Genomic DNA, 20,733 nt, shown 5'->3' with positions numbered 1-20,733 from the left:
AAGGGAGGTCCCATGGCGGCGAACGCGACAACCCGTTTCGACAATGTGTCACTGCTCTCGGTGGTGAGCACTCTGCCTGGGCGGGTGACGACGTCCGAGGAGATCGAGCACCGCCTGTCGGGCTCGCTTCGTCGATTGAGACTGCCCGGGCGGCTCCTGCAACGCGTCGCGGGCGTCCTCGAACGCCGCAACTGGGCGGCGGACGAGTCCTCGGACGAGGCGACGGTGTCGGCCGGTCGGCGCGCGCTGGCCGAGGTGTCGGTGGCACCGTCCGACGTCGGACTCCTCATCAACACGTCGGTCTCGCGCAAGCACCTCGAGCCGTCGGTGGCGGTCCGTCTGCACCACGGGCTCGGTCTGTCGAGCTCCGCCGTCAACTTCGACGTCGCCAACGCGTGCCTCGGGTTCGTCAGCGGCATGAGTCTCGCGGCGAACATGATCCAGTCCGGTCAGATCCGCTATGCCGTCATCGTCAACGGCGAGGACGCCGATGAGATCCAGGACAACACCATCCGCCGCCTCCTGCGCGACGACGTCGACAGGGACGGCTTCATGAGCGAGTTCGCGTCGCTCACGCTCGGGTCGGGCGCCGCCGCAGCGGTGCTCGGCCGCGCCGACGAGCACCCGGAGGGCCACCGGATCCTCGGTGGTGTGACCCGGGCCGCGACGCAGTTCCACGAGCTGTGCGTCGGCAGCGTGGACGGCATGTTCACCGACGCGAGAGCGCTCCTGAAGGGCGGGCTGGACCTGGTCCTCTCCGCCTGGCGGGACGCGCGGCCGGAGTGGGATTGGTCGGACATGAACCGGTACATCACCCACCAGGTCTCGGCCGTGCACACCGATGCCATCATCAAGACGGCCCACCTCGACCGGACGCGCGTCCCGGTGACGTTCCCGAGGTACGGAAACGTCGGTCCTGCCTCGATCCCCATCACCCTCGCGGAGGAGCAGGCGACGCTGCGCGCGGGCGACCGCGTCCTCCTCATGGGGGTCGGCTCCGGGCTCAACACCGCCATGATGGAGCTCGCCTGGTGACCCGGCGCGCGGTGCCGCCTCCCGCGGGACTCCCCGGGCTCGACCCGGGGTGGAGCCGCATCGTCGCCGTGCCGGGCGTCGGCCCCGATGCCGGCGTCACCCGCGGTTGGCACGTCCTCGACACCGGGCCCGAGCTGGTGCGACGAGGGGTCGACGCGGTCGGCACGATCCTCGCCGTGCACGGGAATCCGACGTGGTCGTACCTGTGGCGCCGGCTTGCGGCGCGGTCGCTGGACGCCGCGGCGCATGGCGAGCCGGCATGGCGTCTCGTCGCCGTCGACCAGCTCGACATGGGCTTCTCCGAGCGCACCGGTGCCGACCGTCCGCTGGCGCAGCGCGTCGCCGACCTCGGCGCGCTCACGGATGCCCTGTCGCTGAGCGCGCCGGTCGTCACGCTGGGTCATGACTGGGGCGGCGTCATCTCGCTCGGCTGGGCGCTGGAGCATCCGTCGTCCCTCGCCGGGGTCGCGCTCGTCAACACGGCCGTACACCACCCGCCGGGGGTTCCGATCCCGGCTCCGCTCCGGCTGGCGCGGGCACCGGGGGTTCTCGCGGGCGCGACGTCGGCCACCACGGCGTTCCTCGACACGACGCTGGCGCTGGCGCGACCGGCCCTGACCGATGAGGCGGGAGCCGCCTATCGCGCGCCGTACCTCTCCGCGGCCCGGCGGGCCGGCATTCGCGGCTTCGTCGCCGACATCCCCGTCGGGCCTCACCATCGCAGCTTCTCCGAGCTGGAGAGGATCGCGGACGGCGTCCGTGGGCTCGACGTTCCCGCGCTGCTGATGTGGGGCCCGGAAGATCCGATCTTCGGCGACCGGTATCTCGATGATCTCGTGGACCGGCTTCCCCATGCCGACGTCCACCGGTTCGAAGGCGCGGGTCACCTGCTCGCCGAGGAAGAACGCTGCGCGGACGGCCTCTTGGCATGGCTGCACGACGACGTCGTCCCGCTCCGGGCCCGCGTGCCCGCGACTTCACGTGGCCCGGCCGCCCAGGTGCCGCCGAGCGCGTGGTCCGACTCCTCCGGCACCCCCATCTGGCACGCCCTCGATCAGCGCAGCGATGACGACGGGACCGCGATCGTGCAGATGACGTCCGGCGGGCGCGCGCCGCGGCGGGTGAGCTGGCATCAGCTCCACGACAGGGTCCGACGACTCGCGGCGGGGCTGCATCGCGTGGGCGTGCGAAGGGGCGACCGGGTGTCGCTTCTGGTTCCCCCGGGGCCCACACTGTCGGCCGTCGTCTACGCCTGCCTCCGGATCGGCGCGGTCGTCGTCGTCGCCGATGCCGGCCTCGGAGTGCGCGGGCTGACGCGCGCCGTTCGGGGATCGTGGCCGGACGTGATCATCGGGGAGACGCGAGGCCTGACGGCCGCGCGGGTGCTCGGGTGGCCCGGCATGCGCATCTCGGTCGCTCGACTGCCGAAGACCGCCGCCGCGGCGCTCGGCATCTCCCACACTCTCGGTGAGCTCGCGCGGGAAGGGTATGACGCCGCCGCGCCGGCCGACCCGCCCGGGCCGGATGACCCTGCCGCGATCCTGTTCACCTCCGGCTCCACGGGGGCGGCCAAAGGGGTCGCCTACACGCACCGGCAGCTCTCCGCGCTGCGCGATCTGCTCGCCTCGCACTTCGGCGTCACCGGCGAGACCGGCCTCGTGACAGGCTTCGCGCCGTTCGCCCTTCTCGGTCCGGCGCTGGGCACCCGGTCCGTGACACCCGACATGGACGTCTCCTCACCGAGGACGCTCACGGCGCCGGCCGTCGCCGCAGCGGTGCAGGCGTCGGGTGCGGAGATGGTCTTCCTTTCGCCGGCGGCGATCCTCAACGTCGTCGATACCGCGGACGCGCTGACGGCAGAAGGCCGTCGCGCGCTCGCAGGGGTGCGGACGTTCCTCTCCACCGGAGCCCCCATCAGCCAGGGGCTGCTGGAGTCGGCTGCGGCGCTCATGCCGAACGCCACGGCTCACACCCCGTACGGAATGACGGAGTGCCTGCTGGTGACCGACATCACGCTGGCCGGTGTCCGCGACGCGGCCGGCAGCCGTGACGCGGGCGTCTGCGTCGGAGTCCCGATCGGCGCGAACCGCGTTCTGGTCAGCCCGGTCGACTGCGACGGTCGCGCGACCGGCCGTGCGACGGACGCGCCCGGAGTGCTCGGCGAGGTCGTCGTGTCGGCATCCCACGTGAAAGACCACTACGACCGGCTCTGGCTCACCGACCGGGAGGCGGTCCGCGAGACGGTCGGTCTCGACTCGCCCGGAGAGACCCGTCGCTGGCACCGCACGGGCGATGTGGGCCACCTCGACGCGCACGGGCGGCTGTGGATCGAGGGACGGATGCCGCACCTCATCGTGACCGCCCACGGCCCGTTGGCGCCGGTGGGCACGGAGCAGCGGGTGGAGCGGGTCGAGGGGGTGCGCCGCGCGGCCGTGGTGGGGGTGGGCCCGCACGGGCTGCGCCAGGCGGTCGCGATCGTCGAGACCACGCCCGCAGCGAGGCGGGCAGGCCTTGCGGACCCGCTCCTCACCAGCGCCGTGCGGAACGCTGCCGGCACGCCGCTCGCCGCGGTGCTCGCCGTCCCGGGGCTGCCCACCGACATCCGGCACAACTCCAAGATCGACCGATCCCGACTCTCGGTGTGGGCTGAGCGCGTGCTCGCGGGAGAGCGCCCCGGCGCACCATGATCGTCCTCGTCACCGGTGCGTCCGGCTTCCTCGGCTCGGCCGTCGCGACCACGCTCGTCGCGGCAGGCCACGACGTGCGCACACTGCAGCGACGGCCGTCCGCCGTGGCAGGAGCGGCTGACTTCTGCGGGTCGATCACGAACCTGGCCGACATCGACATCGCCGTCCAGGGCGCCGAGGCTGTCGTCCACCTCGCGGCCCGGGTATCGCTGACCGGCAGGCGAGACGAGTTCCGTGCGGTCAACGTCGAGGGGACCCGGATCCTGCTCGATGCCGCGGAACGCGCCGGGGTGACGCGCTTCGTGCACGTCTCGTCGCCGTCCGTCGCGCACGCCGGTTCTGCGCTCGTCGGTGTCGGTGCGGGGCCCGCCGATCCGGAACGTGCCCGCGGCGACTACGCGCGCACCAAGGCGGAGGCCGAGCTCCTCGCACTGGAGCGCGACTCGACGGCGATGAGCGTGGTTGCCGTCCGCCCTCACCTGGTGTGGGGGCCCGGAGACACCCAGTTGGTCGCCCGGATCGTGGAGCGAGCCCGGAGAGGACGGCTGCCCCTCCTGAACGGCGGAACCGCTCTGATCGACAGCACCTACATCGACAACGCCGCCTCAGGCATCGCGGCGGCGCTCGAGCGGGCGGATGACGCGCACGGCCGCGCACTCGTCCTCACCAACGGCGAGCCGCGGCCGGTGGGCGACCTCCTCTCGGGCATCTGCCTCGCGGCCGGTGTCGCGCCCCCGCGCTGGAGCATCCCCGCCTGGCTCGGCCGCGCGGCGGGGACCGCGGTCGAGGCCGTGTGGCGGATCGTGCCGGCGCGTGACGAGCCGCCGATGACGCGGTTCCTGGCCGAGCAGCTGTCGACCGCCCACTGGTTCGATCAGCGCGAGACCCGGCGCATCCTCGCGTGGTCCCCCGCGGTGTCGATCGACGAAGGACTGGCCCGCCTGGCTGCTCGTTCCTGAACCCGTCCTGGCCGAGGTGGTGGACGCCGCGGCCGGGCGCGCTTCGCCTCGTCAGACCGGATGTTGCGCCGCGATGGTGGATGGCCGGGCCGACACGCCGGCTGCCGCCTGCTCGAAGATGCCCCGCATCCACGCGTGCTCGGGGTCGCGACCGTGGACCGGATGCCACCACAAGGCGTTGACGACGGGCGTGGCGTCGAAGGGAGCGGCGAGTGTGCGGACTCCTGCGACGGACTCGGCGACGTGCGCGAGGCCTGCCTGGATCAGGCCGAGCCGGTTCGTGCCGGCGATGAAGTGCGGCAGGGCGAGGAAGCTCTCGACGACCGCCTCGACGTGCGGCTCGATGCCGAGCTGCTGCAGCTGCCGCGCCGCCGAGGTGAATGCGGTGCGCGACTGATACGTGAAGACCCACGGCAGGGCGCCCAGCACCTCCATCGTGAGCTCGTCGCCGACCATCTCGTTCGAATCGGAGGCGACGACCACCCAGCTGTCGCGCCACAGGTCGGTGTAGGGGAGATCGACGAGGTAGCCGTGCGGGATGACCATTCCGTCGGCGGCGCGCAGCCGGTTGAGCGCGTCATCGACGATGGACGGATTGTGCAGCATGAACCGGAAGCGCACGCCGGGCGCCGACTCGGCGGCCAGGCGCGAGACCTCGCTGCCGATCGTGGCGAAGCCGTAGTCCGACCCGTAGATCGAGAACTCGCGGATCGACTCGCGGGGGCTCCACGTTGCCTGGCTTTCGAACACCCGCCGTGCCGCCTCGAGCGCCGTCGTGGTGTGCTCGGTCAGCCGCAGGGCGAGGGGGGTGAGCTCATAGGTGTTGCCGCGGCGGGCGAGGATCGGGTCGTTGAAGTGCGTGCGCAGCCGTGCGAGCGAAGCGCTCAGCGCGGGCTGGCTCAGATGGAGTCGCTCGGCGGCGCGCGTCACACTCCGCTCGGTCAGCAGCGCGTCGAGGGCGACGAGCAGGTTCAGATCGAGACGGGAAAGGAGTGGTTGATCGGACACTGATCCTCCGGGTGCGGGAGCCTCGGTTCAGTGTATCGGCGCAGTCTATGCAGGCGGGAGGCGGTATCGCCCGCAACGATGAACACCTCCCCCCGCTGTTATGTGCGCATCACTCTTACTTATGTCAAAATCCAGCGTAACGCTGATAGGCTCGATGCGACTCACGGCCTGCGGTCAACGCGGTCCCGACCCAGAGAGCGAGCATCGATGCTTCTCGAAAGAGACCTCATCCAGTCCGTCGGATTCCGCAACATCCGCGAGGGGGGTGAGGTCACCGGCTTCCAGCTCCGGCTCCGCATGCCGTCGTACCGCGGCATGGCGGCATCCCTCATCGACGGTGTCGCCGTGCGCGTCGGCGACCTCGTCGACGTCGCGCCGGACGTGCCGCTGTGGACGTTCGCCGGCCGCACGTACTCGCTGCAGGAGCTGTGGGACGCGGACGGCGTGCGCTGGCCGCTCGAGGAGGCGGCCGTCGTCACGGTGCCGCACCCCGGCGGGCTGCCGGAGGGCACGCACGAGGTCTCGGTGCAGCTGCGGCTGCGGATGTCGTACATCCCCGAGGAGCACCAGCCCTCGACCTACAACGTGTCGCGGCACATCACCCTCACGTCGGCAGAGGAGGGCGGTCCGTTCCGGTACGGCGTGAGCCTGTACAGCTTCATGACCGACTTCGGCACGGTCATGGACCTCGAGACCGCGCTCGCCGCGGTGGCGGACGTCGGCGCCACCGGCGTCGAGATCCTCGGCGAGGGCCACATCGAGCGGTACCCCGAGCCGACCGTCGAGTGGATCGACCGCTGGTTCGCCCTGCTGGAGAAGTACTCGCTCGAGCCCACGAACTACGGGTCGTGGATCGACACCCGCCTGCACTCGAGCGGCGTCCACGCGCGGGATCTCACGGCGGCCGAGGGCGCCGGGATGCTGCAGCGCGATCTGCGCCTGGCGAAGCGCCTGGGCTTCCGCTTCGTGCGCCCCAAGATCGGCGTGGTCTCGAGCGACCTCATCCCGCACCCGATCTGGACCGAGTCCGTCGAGCGCTCGCTGGATCTCGCGGCCGAGCTCGACGTCGTGATCTGCCCCGAGATCCATGCCCCCACCCCCATCAAGCACGAGGTCGTCGACGACTACATCGACCTCATCGAGCGCACCGGCACCAAGCACTTCGGGCTGCTGCTGGACACCGGCATCTTCCAGGACCGTCCGATCCCGCTGAAGCCGGGCGAGCTGCCCGGACGCCGTCCGGCCTTCATGGACGGCATCGCCGTCGACCCGGCCGACATCGCCGACATCGCGAAGTACGTCGTGTTCATCCAGGCGAAGTTCCACGACATCGACGAGAACCTCGAAGACCAGCAGATCCCGTGGGAGCCGGTGCTGCGCGCGCTCAAGGACGCCGGCTACACCGGGTACCTCTCGAGCGAGTACGAGGGCGAGCGCATCCCGTGGCGCTCCATCGAGCAGGTGCGCCGCCAGCACTCCCTCGTGCGCTCCATCGCCTCGCGCCTTCCCTGAAACCGGAGACCCCCATGCCCAACGGACTCATCGCCGAAGACAGCCTGCGCCCGCATCCCGAGGGGCTCGCGCTCACGCTCACGATCCCCTGGTACCGGAGCCTGTGGCTCTCGTCGGTCACGACGCTGCGCCTCACGGTCGACGGCGCCGACATCCCCGCCGACGACCTCGCCTTCGAGCTCGACGGCACGCGGTACACCGTCGCGGAGCTGCCCGACCGGAGCGAGACGCTGTGGTTCCTGCAGCAGCATCCGCTCCTCATCGCCCGGCTCGACCGGCCGGTGGAGCTCGGCGAGCAGCACGACGTCGAGATCTTCGGCGAGCTGCGCCTGCCGTACATGCAGATCGCGCCCGGCCAGGGCGGCGGGCCCGGCATGTACGTGCCGAACATCGTGCGCCAGTCGTCGACGCTGACGGTGACCGACCGCGACGCGACGCCGGCGGTGACGGTGACGGATGTCGCACCCCCGCCGCCCGCCGCGGAGGAGGACCCGTTCCGCCTCGGCCTCACGCTCTACTCGGCCAGCGCCGAGTTCCGCGCCGGCTGGTACGACTTCGACGGGCTGCTGGACCGGGTCGCCGCGCTCGGCATCGGGCCGGGGATCGAGATCGTGGCGTCGCAGGTGCTGCCCACGTATCCGGTCGTGTCGGACGAGTTCGTCGCGCAGTGGCGGGCCGCGTTCGACCGCCACGGCTTCGACGAGAGCTCGTTCGGCGCGAACCTCGACATGGGCCGTCGCCGCGACCGCGACATGACGCCCGACGAGGAGTTCGAGTTCAGCGAGCTGCTGTTCCAGGGAGCCAAGAAGCTCGGATTCCCGCTGGTGCGGATCCAGAGCGCCAAGCCGGAGCTCCTGCGCCGCCTGCTGCCGGTCGCCGAGAGCCTCGACCTCCGGCTCGCCTACGAGATCCACGCCCCGATGGGGCCCAACTCGCCCGAGATCATGAAGGTCCGCGACGTGTACGCCGACCTCGACTCGCCGCTCCTGGGCTTCGTCGCCGACTTCTCCTCGACGATGCACGCGATGTCGCCCACCCTCCTGCGTGCGGTGCGCCGAGCGGGGCTCGACGACGAAGCCGTCGAGCGTCTGCAGCAGATCTGGGGGACGGATGCCTCGATGCGCGAGCGGCAGCAGGAGTTCATCGCGTATCTCCAGAGCCGCGACTTCGATCCGGGACGACTCGGCTCGTTCGCGCACCTCGCGTTCAACATGCACGGCCACGTCGACCCGCGGGAGTGGGCCGACATCATGCCGCAGATCCTGCACGTGCACGCGAAGTTCTACGACATCGACGAGGACGGGCAGGAGCCCGCGATCGACTACCCCGAGCTCGTGCGCGTGTTCGTCGAGGGCGGCTACCGCGGCTACTGGTCGAGCGAGTGGGAGGGGCACGCGTTCGCCGAGCTCGGCGAGGTCGACCCGCTTCTGCTCGTGCGCCGGCAGCACGACCTCATCCGGCGCTCGATGCACGCCGTGGAGGCCGCGCGTGTCTGACACCGACATGAGCGGCGCGTCCCGCGGCTCCGCGTGGTCGTTCGGCGAGGATCTCCGGCTGCGCGAGAACGGCGAGCTGCGTCTGCTGCTCGGCGGCCAGGTGCACAACTCGTCGAGCTCGTCGACGGCCTCCATCCGCCGGTCCTTCGCGCAGGCTCGGGACCTGAATGCGAACACCGTGCTGGCACCGGTGAGCTGGGCGCTGACCGAGCCGCAGGAGGGCGCGTTCGACTTCGCGCTCGTCGACGCGATGATCGAAGAGGCCCGGGGTCTCGGGCTCCGCCTCGTGCTCCTCTGGTTCGGCGCCTTCAAGAACGCCGCCTCGACGTACGCGCCGCGGTGGGTGAGATCCGACCAGAGCAGGTTCCCCCGAGCCGTCGTCCACCCCAAGACCCGGGGGAGCGCCTTCCACTATTCCGGGGTGATGCCCACCCCGGTGCTTTCGGTCTTCGGCGAGAACCTTCTCGACGCGGATGCGGCGGCGTTCGAGGCGTTCGTCGCGCACGTCGCCGACGTCGACCCCGGCGATGTCGTCGCGATGATCCAGGTCGAGAACGAGTCGGGACTCCTCCGCGACAGCCGCGACCGCAGCGACCTCGCCGAGGCGGCCTGGCGTCGCGACGTGCCGTCCGCGCTCATCGCCGCCGCGCGCCGATCGGACCCCTCGTCCCTGCTGCGTGAGCGGTGGGACGCCCGTGGCCGGCGCGAGGCCGGGTCATGGCGCGAGGTGTTCGGGGACGACTCGGGCGCCGACGAGATCTTCATGGCCTGGTCGATCGCCTCGTACGTGCAGCATCTCGCCGAGCGCGGGCGGGCCCGCAAGCGCATCCCGATGTACGCCAACGCGTGGCTGGGCCCCCAGCCCGGGCAGGACGAGCCGGGACAGTGGCCGAGCGGCGGACCGTCCAGCCGCGTGATCGACGTGTGGCGAGCGGCCGCGCCGGCCCTGTCGCTGGTCGGCCCCGACATCTACGTCGACGACGCCGACTCCGCGATGCGTGCCTACGCGACGGGAGACCAGCCGCTCTTCGTGCCCGAGAGCAGGCTGCGCGCGGGAGAGCTCGTGCGCGCCGTCGGCGGCTACGGAGCAGTCGGCTGGTCGGCCTTCGGCATCGACGGGGCGAACCCCGAAGGTCAGGTCGCGGCGGTGCTCGCATACCTGAGCGCCTTCGAGACGACGATCGCCGAGGCCCAGCGACGGCAGCGCATCGGCGCCGTGGTGGTGGAGCCCGGGGCCCCGCCGGCCGAGGCATCCGTCGGCGATCTCACCGTGAGCGCGCGCGGGCTGAACGACATCGTGCGCGACTTCCTGCTCGACGTGGGTGTGCAGCTGCCCGCGGGGCCGCTTCCGGTCCCGGACGAGACGCTGCCGGGTGAACCGGTGCCGACGCCCGGCGAACGACGCCCGTTCGCGCTGGTCTTCGCCGAGTCCGACGATGAGATCGTCGTGGTCGGACAGGGCGTGAAGCTCGACTTCGCCGCGGCGCACGGATCGGTCGAGGTCGACGCGGTCGTCGAGCTGCTCATGGACGCCGGCGCCGTCGTCGCCGGCCGCGTGCTCAACGGCGACGAGCGGCTTCAGGTCGTGCCGGTGGATCGCGTCGGCGCCGCGCGGATCACGCTGCTGCGCATCGAGGCGGGGCCCCGAGCGTGAGGGATGACGCGGCGACCTTCCGCAACCCCGTCCTGGGTGGAGACCGGCCGGATCCCGCCGTCATCAAGATCGGCGACGAATACTGGATGACCTACTCGTCGTTCGAGTCCGCCCCGGGCCTGCTGCTCTACCGATCGCGCGACCTGGTGAACTGGACGTACGAGTGTGCCGCGCTGCCCGAGCCGCTGGGCAGCACGTTCGCGGTCGACATCGCCGAGCACGACGGGCGCTTCTTCATCTACATCCCGTTCATCCCCGCGCCGTGGTCGAAGCTCACAGCCCCATCGATCTTCGTGATCCACGCCGACTCGATAGAGGGGCCGTGGTCGGAGCCGATCGATCTCGGAGTCCGGTGGGCGATCGATCCCGGGCACGTCGTCGGCGAGGACGGCACGCGGTACCTCTTCGTGAACGGCATCCGTCGCATCGCGCTCACCGATGACGGGCTCGCGACCGTCGGCGAGCTCGAGCAGGTGTACGACGGCTGGCGCTACCCCGACGAATGGATCACCGAGGCGTACGCGCTCGAGGGACCGAAGCTGATCCGGCGCGGCGAGTGGTTCTACCTGGTCAGCGCTGTCGGCGGCACCGGTGGCCCGCCGACGGGGCATATGGTCATCGTCGCGCGGTCGCGGTCGGTCCACGGACCGTGGGAGAACAGCCCGCACAATCCCGTGGCGAGGACGACGGATGCCGCGCAGGCCTGGTGGTCGCGCGGGCACGCGACGATCCTGCCCGGTCCCGCGAGCGAGGACTGGTGGATGGTCTCGCACGGCTACGAGAACGGGTACCGCACGCTCGGACGGCAGATCCTGCTCGAGCCGATCGCCTGGACTGCGGACGGCTGGCCCGTCGGCGTGCTCGAAGACATCGGCGGAGACCTCACCGCACCGGCCGGCGCCGCGGCACAGCGCGCCCCGGTCGCGTTCGCAGACGACTTCTCGACACTGCGGCTCGGCGAGCGCTGGGCGTTTCATGCACCGTCGCCCGGCGAGGCGTCCCGGCTCACTCTCGACGACGGCCTCGTGCTCGCCGGAAGGGGCACGAACCCCGGTGACACGTCACCGCTCGCCGTCCTCACCGGCGACCACTCCTACGAAGTCGAGGTCGAGGTGGAACTCATCGGCGGCGATGTCGAGGGCGGCATCCTCCTCTACTTCAACGACCGGCTCTTCTGCGGCATGGGCATCGACGGCGAGCGCATGCGCAGCTACGCCGGCGGGCACGTCACGCACTGGCGGGAGCCCGCGCCGGCCGTACGCCGCCTGCAGCTGAGGCTCCGCAACGACGCGCACATCGTCACCGGCTGGTACCGCGAGCCCGGCGGGGACTGGACGCGCCACGCGATCCGGTACGAGACGTCCGGCTACCACGCGAACACCATGGCCGACCTCCTGAGCCTCCGGCCGGCGCTCTACGCGGCCGGGGAAGGATCGGTCCGGTTCCGCGACTTCCGGTACCGCCCGCTCAGCTGACGCGCAGCTCGACGGCCTGCGTCGACGCCAGCGTCGCGCCGACGTGGAGCCGGAAGAGGCCGGGCTCGACGACGAAGGCCGGGGTCGCGGCATCCGTCGTCCAGAAGCCGAGCTGCTCGCGGCCGATCTCGAACCTGGAGACGACCGTCTCACCGGCGCCGACGGTGCGGCGCTCGAACGCGACGAGCCGGCGGACGGGCGGGGCGACGCTTGCCACGACGTCTTCGACGTAGACCTGCACCACCTCGTCGCCCGGCCTGTCGGAGGTGTTCGTCACGTCGAGCTCCAGCACGACCGGCTCGTCGATCGCGCTCCCGGGCACTTCGGTCCGTGACAGGCGCGGGGTGCCGTGCGCGAAGGTCGCGTAGCCCGAGCCGTGACCGAACGAGAACTGCGGCCCGAGCTCGAGGTCGAGGTACTTCGAGGTGAACTTGTCCTCGACGTTGTCGGGTCCGTGGAGGCCGACATCGGTCTCCTCCGCCGTGAGCCTGCCGCCGGTCGAGGCGGGACGCCCCGTGTGCTCGTGCGCGTAGTGGATCGGGATCTGGCCGACCGAGCGCGGCCACGACATCGGGAGGCGCCCCGCGGGATCCTCGTTCCCGAGGAGCACGTCCACGATCGCGGCGGGGGCCTCCGTGCCTCCGTGCCACGCCACCAGCGCACTCGGTGCGAGATCGATCCAGTCGCTCACGACGAGCGGGCGGCCGGCTTCGAGGACCACGATGAACGGGATGCCGCAGCCGGCGACCGCGCGGATCAGGTCCTCCTGACGTCCGGGGAGTCGGATGTCGCTCCGGGAGGCCGCCTCGCCCGAGAGCGCGCTGGGCTCGCCGACGCAGAGGATCACCAGATCGGCCCGCGACGCCGCGTCGACCACGGAGGAGATGCCGGAGTCGGTGCCCGCGAGGAACTCGACCCCGGGCACGACCTCGAGCTCGACCTCGGGCCGACGCGTGCCGAGCTCGTCGGCGATGCTTCCCGCGCGGGCGCCGAAGTACTGCGTCCACGCGCCGAGGTGGTCGGTCGACTCGGCGTACGGGCCGGCGAGCAGCACGCGTCGCGGCGATCGAAGCGGGAGGGTGCCGTCGTTCTTCAGCAGCACCGACGCGCGGGCGGCCGCGCGGCGGACGAGAGCGCGCGACGCCTCGGTGGGCTCGGTGATCTCGGCATCTTCGTCGACGTAGGGCCTCTCGAAGAGCCCGAGCCGCTCCTTCAGAGTCAGCACACGGGTCACCGCGTCGTCGAGCCGCGCGGGGTCGAGCGCCGAGAGCGCGCTCGGGTCGAGATCGGCGGGCGCGCCGCCCATCTCGATGTCGAGGCCCGCGCGGAAGGCGAGGATCACGGCCTCTTCGACCGTTTCGGCGACCCGATGAGCGACGAGGTTTCGCACGCCCTCGGCGTCACCGACGACCACGCCCGGGAAGTCCCATTCATCCTTCAGCACACCCGTCAGCAGGCGCCGGTTCGCGTGCATCGGCACCCCCGCGACGGTGTTGAAGGCCGCCATGACGGCTGCCGCACCCTCGCCGACCGCAGCGCGGAAGGGCTCGAGCCAGACGTTGCGCAGCTGGTGGTCCGAGGCGTCCACGCCCGCATAGTCGCGGCCACCCTCGGGGGCGCCATAGGCCACGAAGTGCTTGGCCGTCGCCGCGATCGCGGTCTTGGACGAGAGGTCGTCCCCCTGGTAGCCGCGGACCATGGCGCGCGTCATCGTCACGGCGAGGTGCACGTCCTCGCCGAAGCCCTCGACCACCCGTCCCCACCGCGGGTCCCGCGAGATGTCGGCCATCGGCGAGAACGTCCAGGTCACCCCGCCCGACCGGGCCTCCGCGGCCGCGAGGGCGGCGAGGTCCCGAACCAGCGCGGGGTCGAAGCTCGCCGCTTGCGCGAGGGGCACCGGCGCGATGGTGCGCTGCCCGTGGATGACGTCGAGCCCGACGAGAAGCGGGATTCCGAGGCGGGTCTCCTCCACGGCCACGCGCTGCAGCGCGTTCGTCGCCGCCGCCGACGGCGGCCAGAAGACGGAGCCGAGGCCTTCGCGCACGAGCTGCGCGGCATCTTCGTGCTTCGGGCGGAAGACGATCTGCAGCTGGCCGAGCTTCTCGGCGTCGGTCATCTCGGCGAGCAGGCTGCTCACGCGTGCGGTTCGTTCCATCGCGGCCTCCCAGCCGGTTCTCGAGAAAGGCATGCCGCCCGGGGCCGAGGCCCCGGGCGGCATGCCCGGTTCAGTGGTGCGGACTCAGCTGTCCCAGGCCGCGTCCATCTCCTCGAGCACCTGGTCGACCGTCTTCTGGCCGGTCAGGAGGCCCTGCACGCCGGTGCCGAGGGTGTCGTAGACGGTCGGGTTGGGCCAGGTCGCGTTGGGCAGGCCCGCGAAGGAGCCGGACTCCAGCAGGTCGCCGATGGGCTCGTAGACCGGGTTCACGTTGCCCGCGTTCGCACCCGAGATCGGCACGAAGCCCGACAGGTCGGCGAACTCCTCGAGCTGGGCGGGCTCAGCGAGCCAGTCCAGGAACGACTGCGCGGACGCCTTGACGTCGTCCTCAGCGGCCGCGTTGACGGCCCAGGCGTAGTTCGCAGAGGCGAGCGTGTACGCGTCCTGGCCGTCGGCCGGCGGGAACGCCTGCACCGTGAGGTCGAGGCCCGTTCCGGCGCCGATCGAGATCGCCGCTGAGCCGGGGACGGCCGCCGTGAGGGACGTCTGGCCGCCGATGCCCTGCGTGATGCTGTCGAACGTGCCGCCCGCGACGCCGTCCTGGAAGCAGCCGCTGTCGTTGAGCGTGATGACGTCGTTGAGCACGTCCTCCCAGCCGCTGCCGACGAACGTCACGTCGCCTGCGGCGCGCTGCTCGTTCCAATCGGGGTCGGCCGCGTAGACGCGCGTCGCCGAGACGAGCATCGAGAACAGGCCGGTGTTGAAGGGCACGCCGCCGGCGAGCACGGTGAACGTCTTGCCGCCCTCGCGCGCGGTGGCGCAGGCATCGAGCAGCTCGTCGAAGGTCTCGGGGTATGCCTCGATGCCGACCTCTTCGCCACCCGCGCCGTTGTAGATGAGCCCGACGGGCGCAAGGGCCGTCGGCTGACCGTAGATCTCGCCGTCGACCTCGTAGAGCGACTGCGTCCCCTCGGGGATGACCCCGGCCGAGGCGTCGTTGAGCGGCTCGAGGAAGCCCGCCTCGGCGAGCGTGACGACCGAGATCGCCTGCCCCGTGCCGGGGGCGAGCACCATCATGTCGGCGGCGTTGCCGGCCTGCAGCTGCGTGGTGACCTGCGTGTTGTACGCGTCGGAGGGGTAGGGGATCATCTCGATCTCGACCCCGGTCTCCTCGGTGTACTTCTCCGCCATCTTCGCGTAGTAGTCGTCCTGATCGTTGGCCTGGGCGACCATGAGCGAGAAGCCGACGTCGGTGGCATCGCCTCCGCCGTCGTTGCTGTCGCCGCCGTCGTCGGCGCCGCTGCCGGCGCAGCCGGCGAGGATGAGGACTCCCGCGATCGGGGCCGCGAGGAGCGGCCAGCGGAGCCGGGAAGCTGTGTGCTGTGGCATTTCGACCCTTTCGTGACTTCGTTGTCGCCAGCTCGGGCTGCTGGCTCGGCACCTGGCCGCGCCCTCACTCTGACACACATTGGCCAGTTTTCGACATTAGTATTGCTTATGCGGTGCAATAGCCCCGCTGATCCGCACATTCCCGCCGGTCAGGCCGGATTCTCGGTCACCAGGCGGACGGGACCTTCCAGCCCCGCGGGAAGCGGCTCGGCCGTGGGCTCGAACACGGCCGTCATCGGGGCGAAGATCTGGGCGGAGGGCCGGAGGGCTTCGGCGATGAGACGGTTGCGCCACGGGGTCGCCACCTCGACCTCGATCGTGTTCGCGCCCTCGCGCACCGCCGGTGTGGCGTCGACCCGGAAGGGCGCCGTCCATGCGACCCCGCAGTCGACGCCGTTGACGACCACCCGCGCGATGTCGTGGACGCGGCCGAGGTCGATCCAGACGCGGGCCCCTGCGTGCGGCTCGGCCACCTCGAACTCGGCACGGTAGACCGCCGTGCCTGAGAAGGCGCGCGCGTCGGCGTCGAGCTGCGTCCACAGCGCCGGCCCCGCCGGCAGGACGATCTCCGGCCGGCCGGGGAACGTGAGCGACCACGGTGCGCCCCCGAGCGGGACGCTGTGGACGGAAGCCGCGCCCTCGGCCGCCGCGCCGGGCACCACGAACACCGACCCGAACGCCGGCAGGGCGATCTCGGCCACCGTGCGGTCGTCGGTGCGCACGCCGTGCAGCGGATCCGCCCGCAGCTGGACCGGATCCCAGATGCTGAGCGCGCCGACCTGCTCGGGCACGGAGATCCGGACCCGGACGTCCTCCGCTGTCGGGTTGGCCAGGAACGTGACCCGCCGACCGTCGACGATGCGCGCGATGGTGCGCACCGGGGGACCGGCCATCTCGAAGGCGGAGCGCAGGCCGAGCAGCGCAAGCGCCCGGGCGAGGTCCGACGTGGCGACCACCCGCCCGGTGTCACGGTCGGGTGCCCAGATCCCGTCGCGGAGGCGCCGGAACTCGTCGTCGTCGTCGCCGAGCGAGGGCGAGGACTCCGGGGGAAGACCCGCGATCGTCGCGCCGGCGTCGAGGAGGCGCTCCATGCGACGCAGCGTCGCCACGGTGAGTCGCCGGCTGGAGCCGCCCAGGAACAGCAGCCGATATCGCGCGCCCCGCGAGCGCAGGCCGCCGTCGGGGTCGACCCGCAGGAGCGCCAGGCCGTCCGGGCCGACGTAGTCGAAGTCGAACCCGTCCGGTACGGCGGTGTCGACCCCGTCGTCGAACAGGGCGGTGACCGGGGCCTCCTCGCCGACGAACACGGCGACGTCCACCGCGGGCTCGCCGGCCGAGAGCATAGCCGAGCAGCGCGCCAGGTAGTCGACCCAGGGCCGCGCCATGCCGGCCCACGTCTCGGTCGCGGTGAAGGCCTGCCCGAGGAACGGGGCCAGCGCGACGCCGGGCGGCGGAGCGGCGAGCGGCTGGTGCGGCGAGGTGTGGATGCAGAACCGGGTGACGCCCAGCGCGAGCTGGAGGTCGGCGACGTGCTTGAGGCTGCGGGGCGACGACGCCCACGGCCGGTCGAAGCTGGTGAACGCCTCGGCACCGGTCCAGCTCCTGCCGTGGACATGGGCGACGGATGCCGCGCCCTTGAGATCGGCCACGTAGGTCGGCCGCGGCCCGGGCCCGGGATCGAACGTCCACATGGCGCCCATCGGCACATCGGCGTGCGAGCGCATGGCGAGGTCGTCCCCGAGCTGGGGGCGGCCGTCCTCGAGCGCCTCGGCGTAGTGGGTCATGCCCCGGCGGCCGGCTTCCGATGCGAGCGTGCCGTAGTACTCGGTGGCGAGGAGCTCGGCGAGCGTGCGGCGGTAGTCGTACAGGAAGCGATCGGATGCCCCCGCCCCACCCACCAGATAACCCGCGAGCGTCGGCAGCCACGGGGTCGGATCGTAGCCCCGCAGCTCGCGGAACCGCTCCGCGATGCCGTCCGTCCAGTTCTGGCTGCCGGCCTCGATGCTGTCGCTCAACAGGGCGTCGAACCCCTCCGCCTCGAACTCGACGAGGTGGCGCTGCAGATAGGCCGCGACCCGCGCGCCGTCGAGCTTGTCGACCTCGAGCCCCGTCGCATCCGGCAGCGCCGGCCCGTTGGTCTGGCCGGTGAGGGAGGCGCCCAGCCGGAGGATGCGCCACCGCCCGGGCGGAGCATCCCACTCCAGCCGCCCACCGTCGACGAGCCCGGTGAGGTCGTGCACGTCCGCGACGCGCACCGCGGCGGCGTCCGCCCGTGCGTCCGTGTCGACGGCGTAGTAGTCCGGCACGACGGCGAAGCCCGCCTTCGCCTCGGCGTGGTGGATGCGGCCACCGGCGCGCAGCGCGAACTCGGACACGAGGAACGCGTCGCTGCGGCGCAGCACCGGCGGGACCCGCACCCCGTCCGCGACGGGCGGGAGGGCCTCGGCCGCGCTCGCGCCGGAGAGGACGAGCCGGAACCGCCGCGCTGTCACGGGCGCGAACGCCGCCGTGCGGGCAGGCGACGTGGTCGCCGCCAGCGTGGCGACCGGCCGGAAGCCCGTGCCGTCGTCGCCGGCCTCGAGCACCGCCTCCGGCGGCGGCGCCGCGCCGAAGCCGCGGGGGCCCGGCAGGCCGACGGTCACCGAGCGCACGGTCACCGGGTCGTCGAACTCCAGCTCGAGCCAGGCGGACGACCAGGCGTCCGGGTCGCGGGGGAGGGCGAGCGCCGTCTCGAACGATCCGTCGGTGAGGCAGGCGACGTCCTCCGCCGAGGCCGACGCGCGGACGCGGTCCGGACGCAGCACATCGTGGGCGGCCTCGGCCGGGAACGCGAGCACGCGCCAGTCGGTCGCCCAGGGCTCCCGCCGAGCGGCCCCCCAGCGGGGGGCGTCCTGGAAGAGCCCAGCCGCGTCGGGAAGCGGCGGCAGCACGACGGTGCGCCGGCCACCGCCGTCGACGACCGCCTCCGACCACACCAGCTTCTTCATGGCATCCGCCGGATCCACCCACGGACCGCCGCTCGCACTCCAGCCCGCCGAGGTCGCCACGGCGAGCTCGAGCCCGAGCTCCGCCGACGTGCGCACCGCGGTGTCGATCGCCTCGTGCCACGCGGCCGACCCCGGGCGGACCGGTTCCGGCACGACCAGCGGAACCCCCATGCCGCCGTCGAACAGCTGGACGCCGCGCACGCCGACGGCGTGGAGCCACGTGAGATCGCGGACGATGCCGTCCGGGTCGACGTTGCCGTCCATCCAGTGCCACCATGCCCGCGGCCGTGCCGCATCGGGCGGGTCGACGAAGTCCCGCCACAGGTCCGAGGGAGTCGGCATCGACGGCGTCGCGGGCATGCCCTCATCCTCTCCGCCGCCCGCTGTGCGGAGCCGCCTGCGCCACTTATATCCGATATCGCTAAAACTAATGTGTGCTTTCGACGCAAGTGTGTGAGGGTGGCATCAGCGCCGCCGAAGTCGCGGCGCGTGACGACGAGGTCAGAGAGCAGATGACAGTGACGATTGAGCGCGATGCCACTCGCACCCTCACGGTGCCTCCCGATGCACGCCGCACCCCTCGCCCGCGCGGCCGCAAGCCGCTGATCAGCTACGGGCACTGGTGGTGGGCGCTGCCCGCGATCATCCTCGTCATCGCGGTGCACTACGTCGCCACCCTCACCGGCGGCTTCTTCGCCTTCACGAACTGGACGGGCCTGGGCGACTGGGAGTTCATCGGCCTCGACAACTTCGTGCGCATCTTCAACGACCCGCTGATGGTCGGCGCCGTGCTCAACACGCTGTTCCTGGCGTTCGGCTCGGTCATCCTGACGAACATCCTCGGGCTCGGGTTCGCCCTCGCGATCAACCGCACCCTCAAGACGCGGTACGTCCTGCGGACGCTCCTCTTCCTCCCGGTGGTGCTCAGCCCGCTGGCGGTGGCCTACATCTGGAAGTTCATCTTCCAGTTCAACGGACCGCTCAACGGCTTCCTGGCGGCGATCGGCCTGGAGTCGTGGCAGAAGGTGTGGCTGGCAGACCCCACCTGGTCCATCTGGGCGATCCTGCTGACCGTCGTGTGGCAGCAGACCGGCTTCGTCATGGTCATCTACCTCGCCGGCCTCGCCTCGGTGCCGGTCGAGATCGAGGAGGCGGCCGCCCTCGACGGGGCCAACATCTGGCAGCGGTTCCGGCACGTCACGGTGCCCGCGATCCGCCCGTCCATCGCCATCGCCACCACGCTCGGCATCATCCAGGGCCTGCGCATCTTCGACCAGATCTTCGCCCTCACCGGCGGCGGCCCGGCCGGCGCCACCGAGACGCTCGCGACGCAGGTCTACAAGCAGGCCTTCTCGCTCGGCCAGTTCGGCTTCGGCTCGGCGCTCGCCCTCGTGCTGACGCTCATCATCCTCGTCTTCGCCATCCTCCAGCAGTACGCCACCCGCGACCGCGACGCCGTCGGAAGGGCCGCCTGACATGTTCCGCTACACCAAGCTCACCGCGGCCCGCGAGGTCGCCATCTGGGTCGTCACCCTCCTCGGGCTGCTGCCCTTCTACTTCCTGATCGCCACCGCGTTCAAGACCGACGAGGAGGCGCTCACGACGAGCGCGATGGCGCCGCCGTCGTCGCTGGACTTCAGTGCCTTCGTCGAGGTGCTCACCACGGGGGGCCGCAACAGCATCCCGATGAGCATGCTCAACAGCGTCATCATCACCGGCGGGGCCATCGCGGGGCTCGTCTTGTTCGGGTCGGTCGCCGCGTACGTCATCACGCGCCGGACGCGCGCATGGACGAACCTCACGTTCTACCTCGTCCTCATCGCCATCATCCTGCCCGCGCAGCTGGGCACCGTGCCGCTGTACATCGGGGCGCGGTCGGTCGGCCTCACGGGCAACGCGATCGGCATGATCCTGCTGTGGGTCGGCATCCTGCTGCCGCTGTCGGTCTTCCTCTACGCGAGCTTCTTCCGCGGGCTCACCACCGAGTACGAGGAGGCGGCCGTCATCGACGGCGCGTCTCCGACGCAGGCGTTCTTCCGCGTCGTGCTGCCGCTCATGGCGCCGGCCACCGGCACGGTGGCGATCCTGGCAGGGCTGATCGTCTGGAACGACTTCTTCAACTCGCTGATCTTCCTCGGCGGATCGACCACGCAGACGCTGCCCGTCGCGATGTACACCTACGTCGGCGGACTCGTCTCGGCGTGGAACAAGATCTTCGCCGTCGTGCTCATCTCGATGATCCCGATCCTGCTGTTCTACATGTTCGCGCAGAAGAAGTTCATCCAGGGCTTCGCCGGCGGCCTGAAGGGCTGACGTCGCGGCACCGATTCGGGGGCGGCCGGATCGTCGAGCGGACGGCCGAGAGGCCCCGCACGT

The 20,733-nt window shown here is 71.5% G+C and carries 13 protein-coding genes; 9 read left to right on the top strand and 4 right to left on the bottom strand.

Features of this window, described 5'->3' with window-relative positions; translation table 11 throughout:
• Window positions 1–12 precede the first annotated feature (12 nt).
• The 3 genes from ACWGUG_RS01520 to ACWGUG_RS01510 are packed head-to-tail and all read left to right on the top strand — an operon-like array spanning window position 13 to window position 4,681.
• Window positions 13–1,035 (top strand): 3-oxoacyl-ACP synthase III, encoded by a 1,023-nt coding sequence (locus ACWGUG_RS01520; protein ID WP_378878750.1) that lies wholly within the window; start codon window positions 13–15, stop codon window positions 1,033–1,035.
• A complete protein-coding gene (locus ACWGUG_RS01515; RefSeq protein ID WP_452324184.1) occupies window positions 1,029–3,722 on the top strand; it encodes an alpha/beta fold hydrolase in 2,694 nt (897 codons plus the stop codon). Before ACWGUG_RS01520 ends, ACWGUG_RS01515 begins: the two co-directional genes overlap by 7 nt.
• Window positions 3,719–4,681, top strand: a complete 963-nt coding sequence (locus ACWGUG_RS01510) for an NAD-dependent epimerase/dehydratase family protein (RefSeq protein WP_452323607.1) — start codon at window positions 3,719–3,721, stop codon at window positions 4,679–4,681. Before ACWGUG_RS01515 ends, ACWGUG_RS01510 begins: the two co-directional genes overlap by 4 nt.
• Before the next feature lie 51 nt (window positions 4,682–4,732).
• Here ACWGUG_RS01510 and ACWGUG_RS01505 read toward each other — a convergent pair whose 3' ends face one another.
• Window positions 4,733–5,689 (bottom strand): LysR family transcriptional regulator, encoded by a 957-nt coding sequence (locus tag ACWGUG_RS01505; RefSeq protein WP_452323606.1) that lies wholly within the window; start codon window positions 5,687–5,689, stop codon window positions 4,733–4,735.
• Window positions 5,690–5,896: 207 nt separating this feature from the next.
• On the opposite strand from ACWGUG_RS01505, the gene ACWGUG_RS01500 reads away from it, so the two are divergent.
• From ACWGUG_RS01500 to ACWGUG_RS01485, 4 genes are read left to right on the top strand one after another with little or no spacing between them, the layout of a single operon-like run.
• A complete protein-coding gene (locus tag ACWGUG_RS01500) occupies window positions 5,897–7,201 on the top strand; it encodes a C-glycoside deglycosidase beta subunit domain-containing protein (RefSeq protein ID WP_452323605.1) in 1,305 nt (434 codons plus the stop codon).
• A 14-nt stretch (window positions 7,202–7,215) separates the two neighbouring features.
• A complete protein-coding gene (locus ACWGUG_RS01495; RefSeq protein WP_452323604.1) occupies window positions 7,216–8,697 on the top strand; it encodes a C-glycoside deglycosidase beta subunit domain-containing protein in 1,482 nt (493 codons plus the stop codon).
• Window positions 8,690–10,351 (top strand): DUF5597 domain-containing protein, encoded by a 1,662-nt coding sequence (locus ACWGUG_RS01490; RefSeq protein WP_452323603.1) that lies wholly within the window; start codon window positions 8,690–8,692, stop codon window positions 10,349–10,351. Before ACWGUG_RS01495 ends, ACWGUG_RS01490 begins: the two co-directional genes overlap by 8 nt.
• Window positions 10,348–11,826 carry a family 43 glycosylhydrolase gene (locus tag ACWGUG_RS01485; protein WP_452323602.1) on the top strand — a complete coding sequence of 493 codons (1,479 nt, stop codon included), beginning with the start codon at window positions 10,348–10,350 and terminating at the stop codon, window positions 11,824–11,826. Before ACWGUG_RS01490 ends, ACWGUG_RS01485 begins: the two co-directional genes overlap by 4 nt.
• On the opposite strand, the gene ACWGUG_RS01480 is transcribed toward ACWGUG_RS01485, so the two are convergent.
• The 3 genes from ACWGUG_RS01480 to ACWGUG_RS01470 form a co-directional block, all read right to left on the bottom strand.
• A complete protein-coding gene (locus ACWGUG_RS01480) occupies window positions 11,819–13,981 on the bottom strand; it encodes a glycoside hydrolase family 3 N-terminal domain-containing protein (protein ID WP_452323601.1) in 2,163 nt (720 codons plus the stop codon). The two genes, ACWGUG_RS01485 and ACWGUG_RS01480, sit on opposite strands and share 8 nt — an antisense overlap.
• 84 nt (window positions 13,982–14,065) lie before the next feature.
• Complete coding sequence (locus ACWGUG_RS01475; protein WP_336394305.1) at window positions 14,066–15,370, bottom strand: ABC transporter substrate-binding protein; 1,305 nt, start codon at window positions 15,368–15,370, stop codon at window positions 14,066–14,068.
• A gap of 149 nt (window positions 15,371–15,519) precedes the next feature.
• Window positions 15,520–18,717, bottom strand: coding sequence for a glycosyl hydrolase (locus ACWGUG_RS01470; RefSeq protein WP_452323600.1), 3,198 nt, complete (start codon window positions 18,715–18,717; stop codon window positions 15,520–15,522).
• A gap of 152 nt (window positions 18,718–18,869) precedes the next feature.
• Between ACWGUG_RS01470 and ACWGUG_RS01465 the strand changes: the two genes are divergently transcribed.
• On the top strand, window positions 18,870–19,832 hold the full coding sequence (locus tag ACWGUG_RS01465) for a carbohydrate ABC transporter permease (protein WP_336394307.1): 963 nt from the start codon (window positions 18,870–18,872) through the stop codon (window positions 19,830–19,832).
• Between the two features lies 1 nt (window position 19,833).
• Window positions 19,834–20,670 (top strand): carbohydrate ABC transporter permease, encoded by an 837-nt coding sequence (locus ACWGUG_RS01460; protein WP_452323599.1) that lies wholly within the window; start codon window positions 19,834–19,836, stop codon window positions 20,668–20,670.
• The last annotated feature ends 63 nt before the right edge of the window (window positions 20,671–20,733 follow it).

Source organism: Microbacterium sp. NPDC055455 (assembly GCF_053619935.1).
This window is presented reverse-complemented; position numbering and strand designations above follow the sequence as displayed.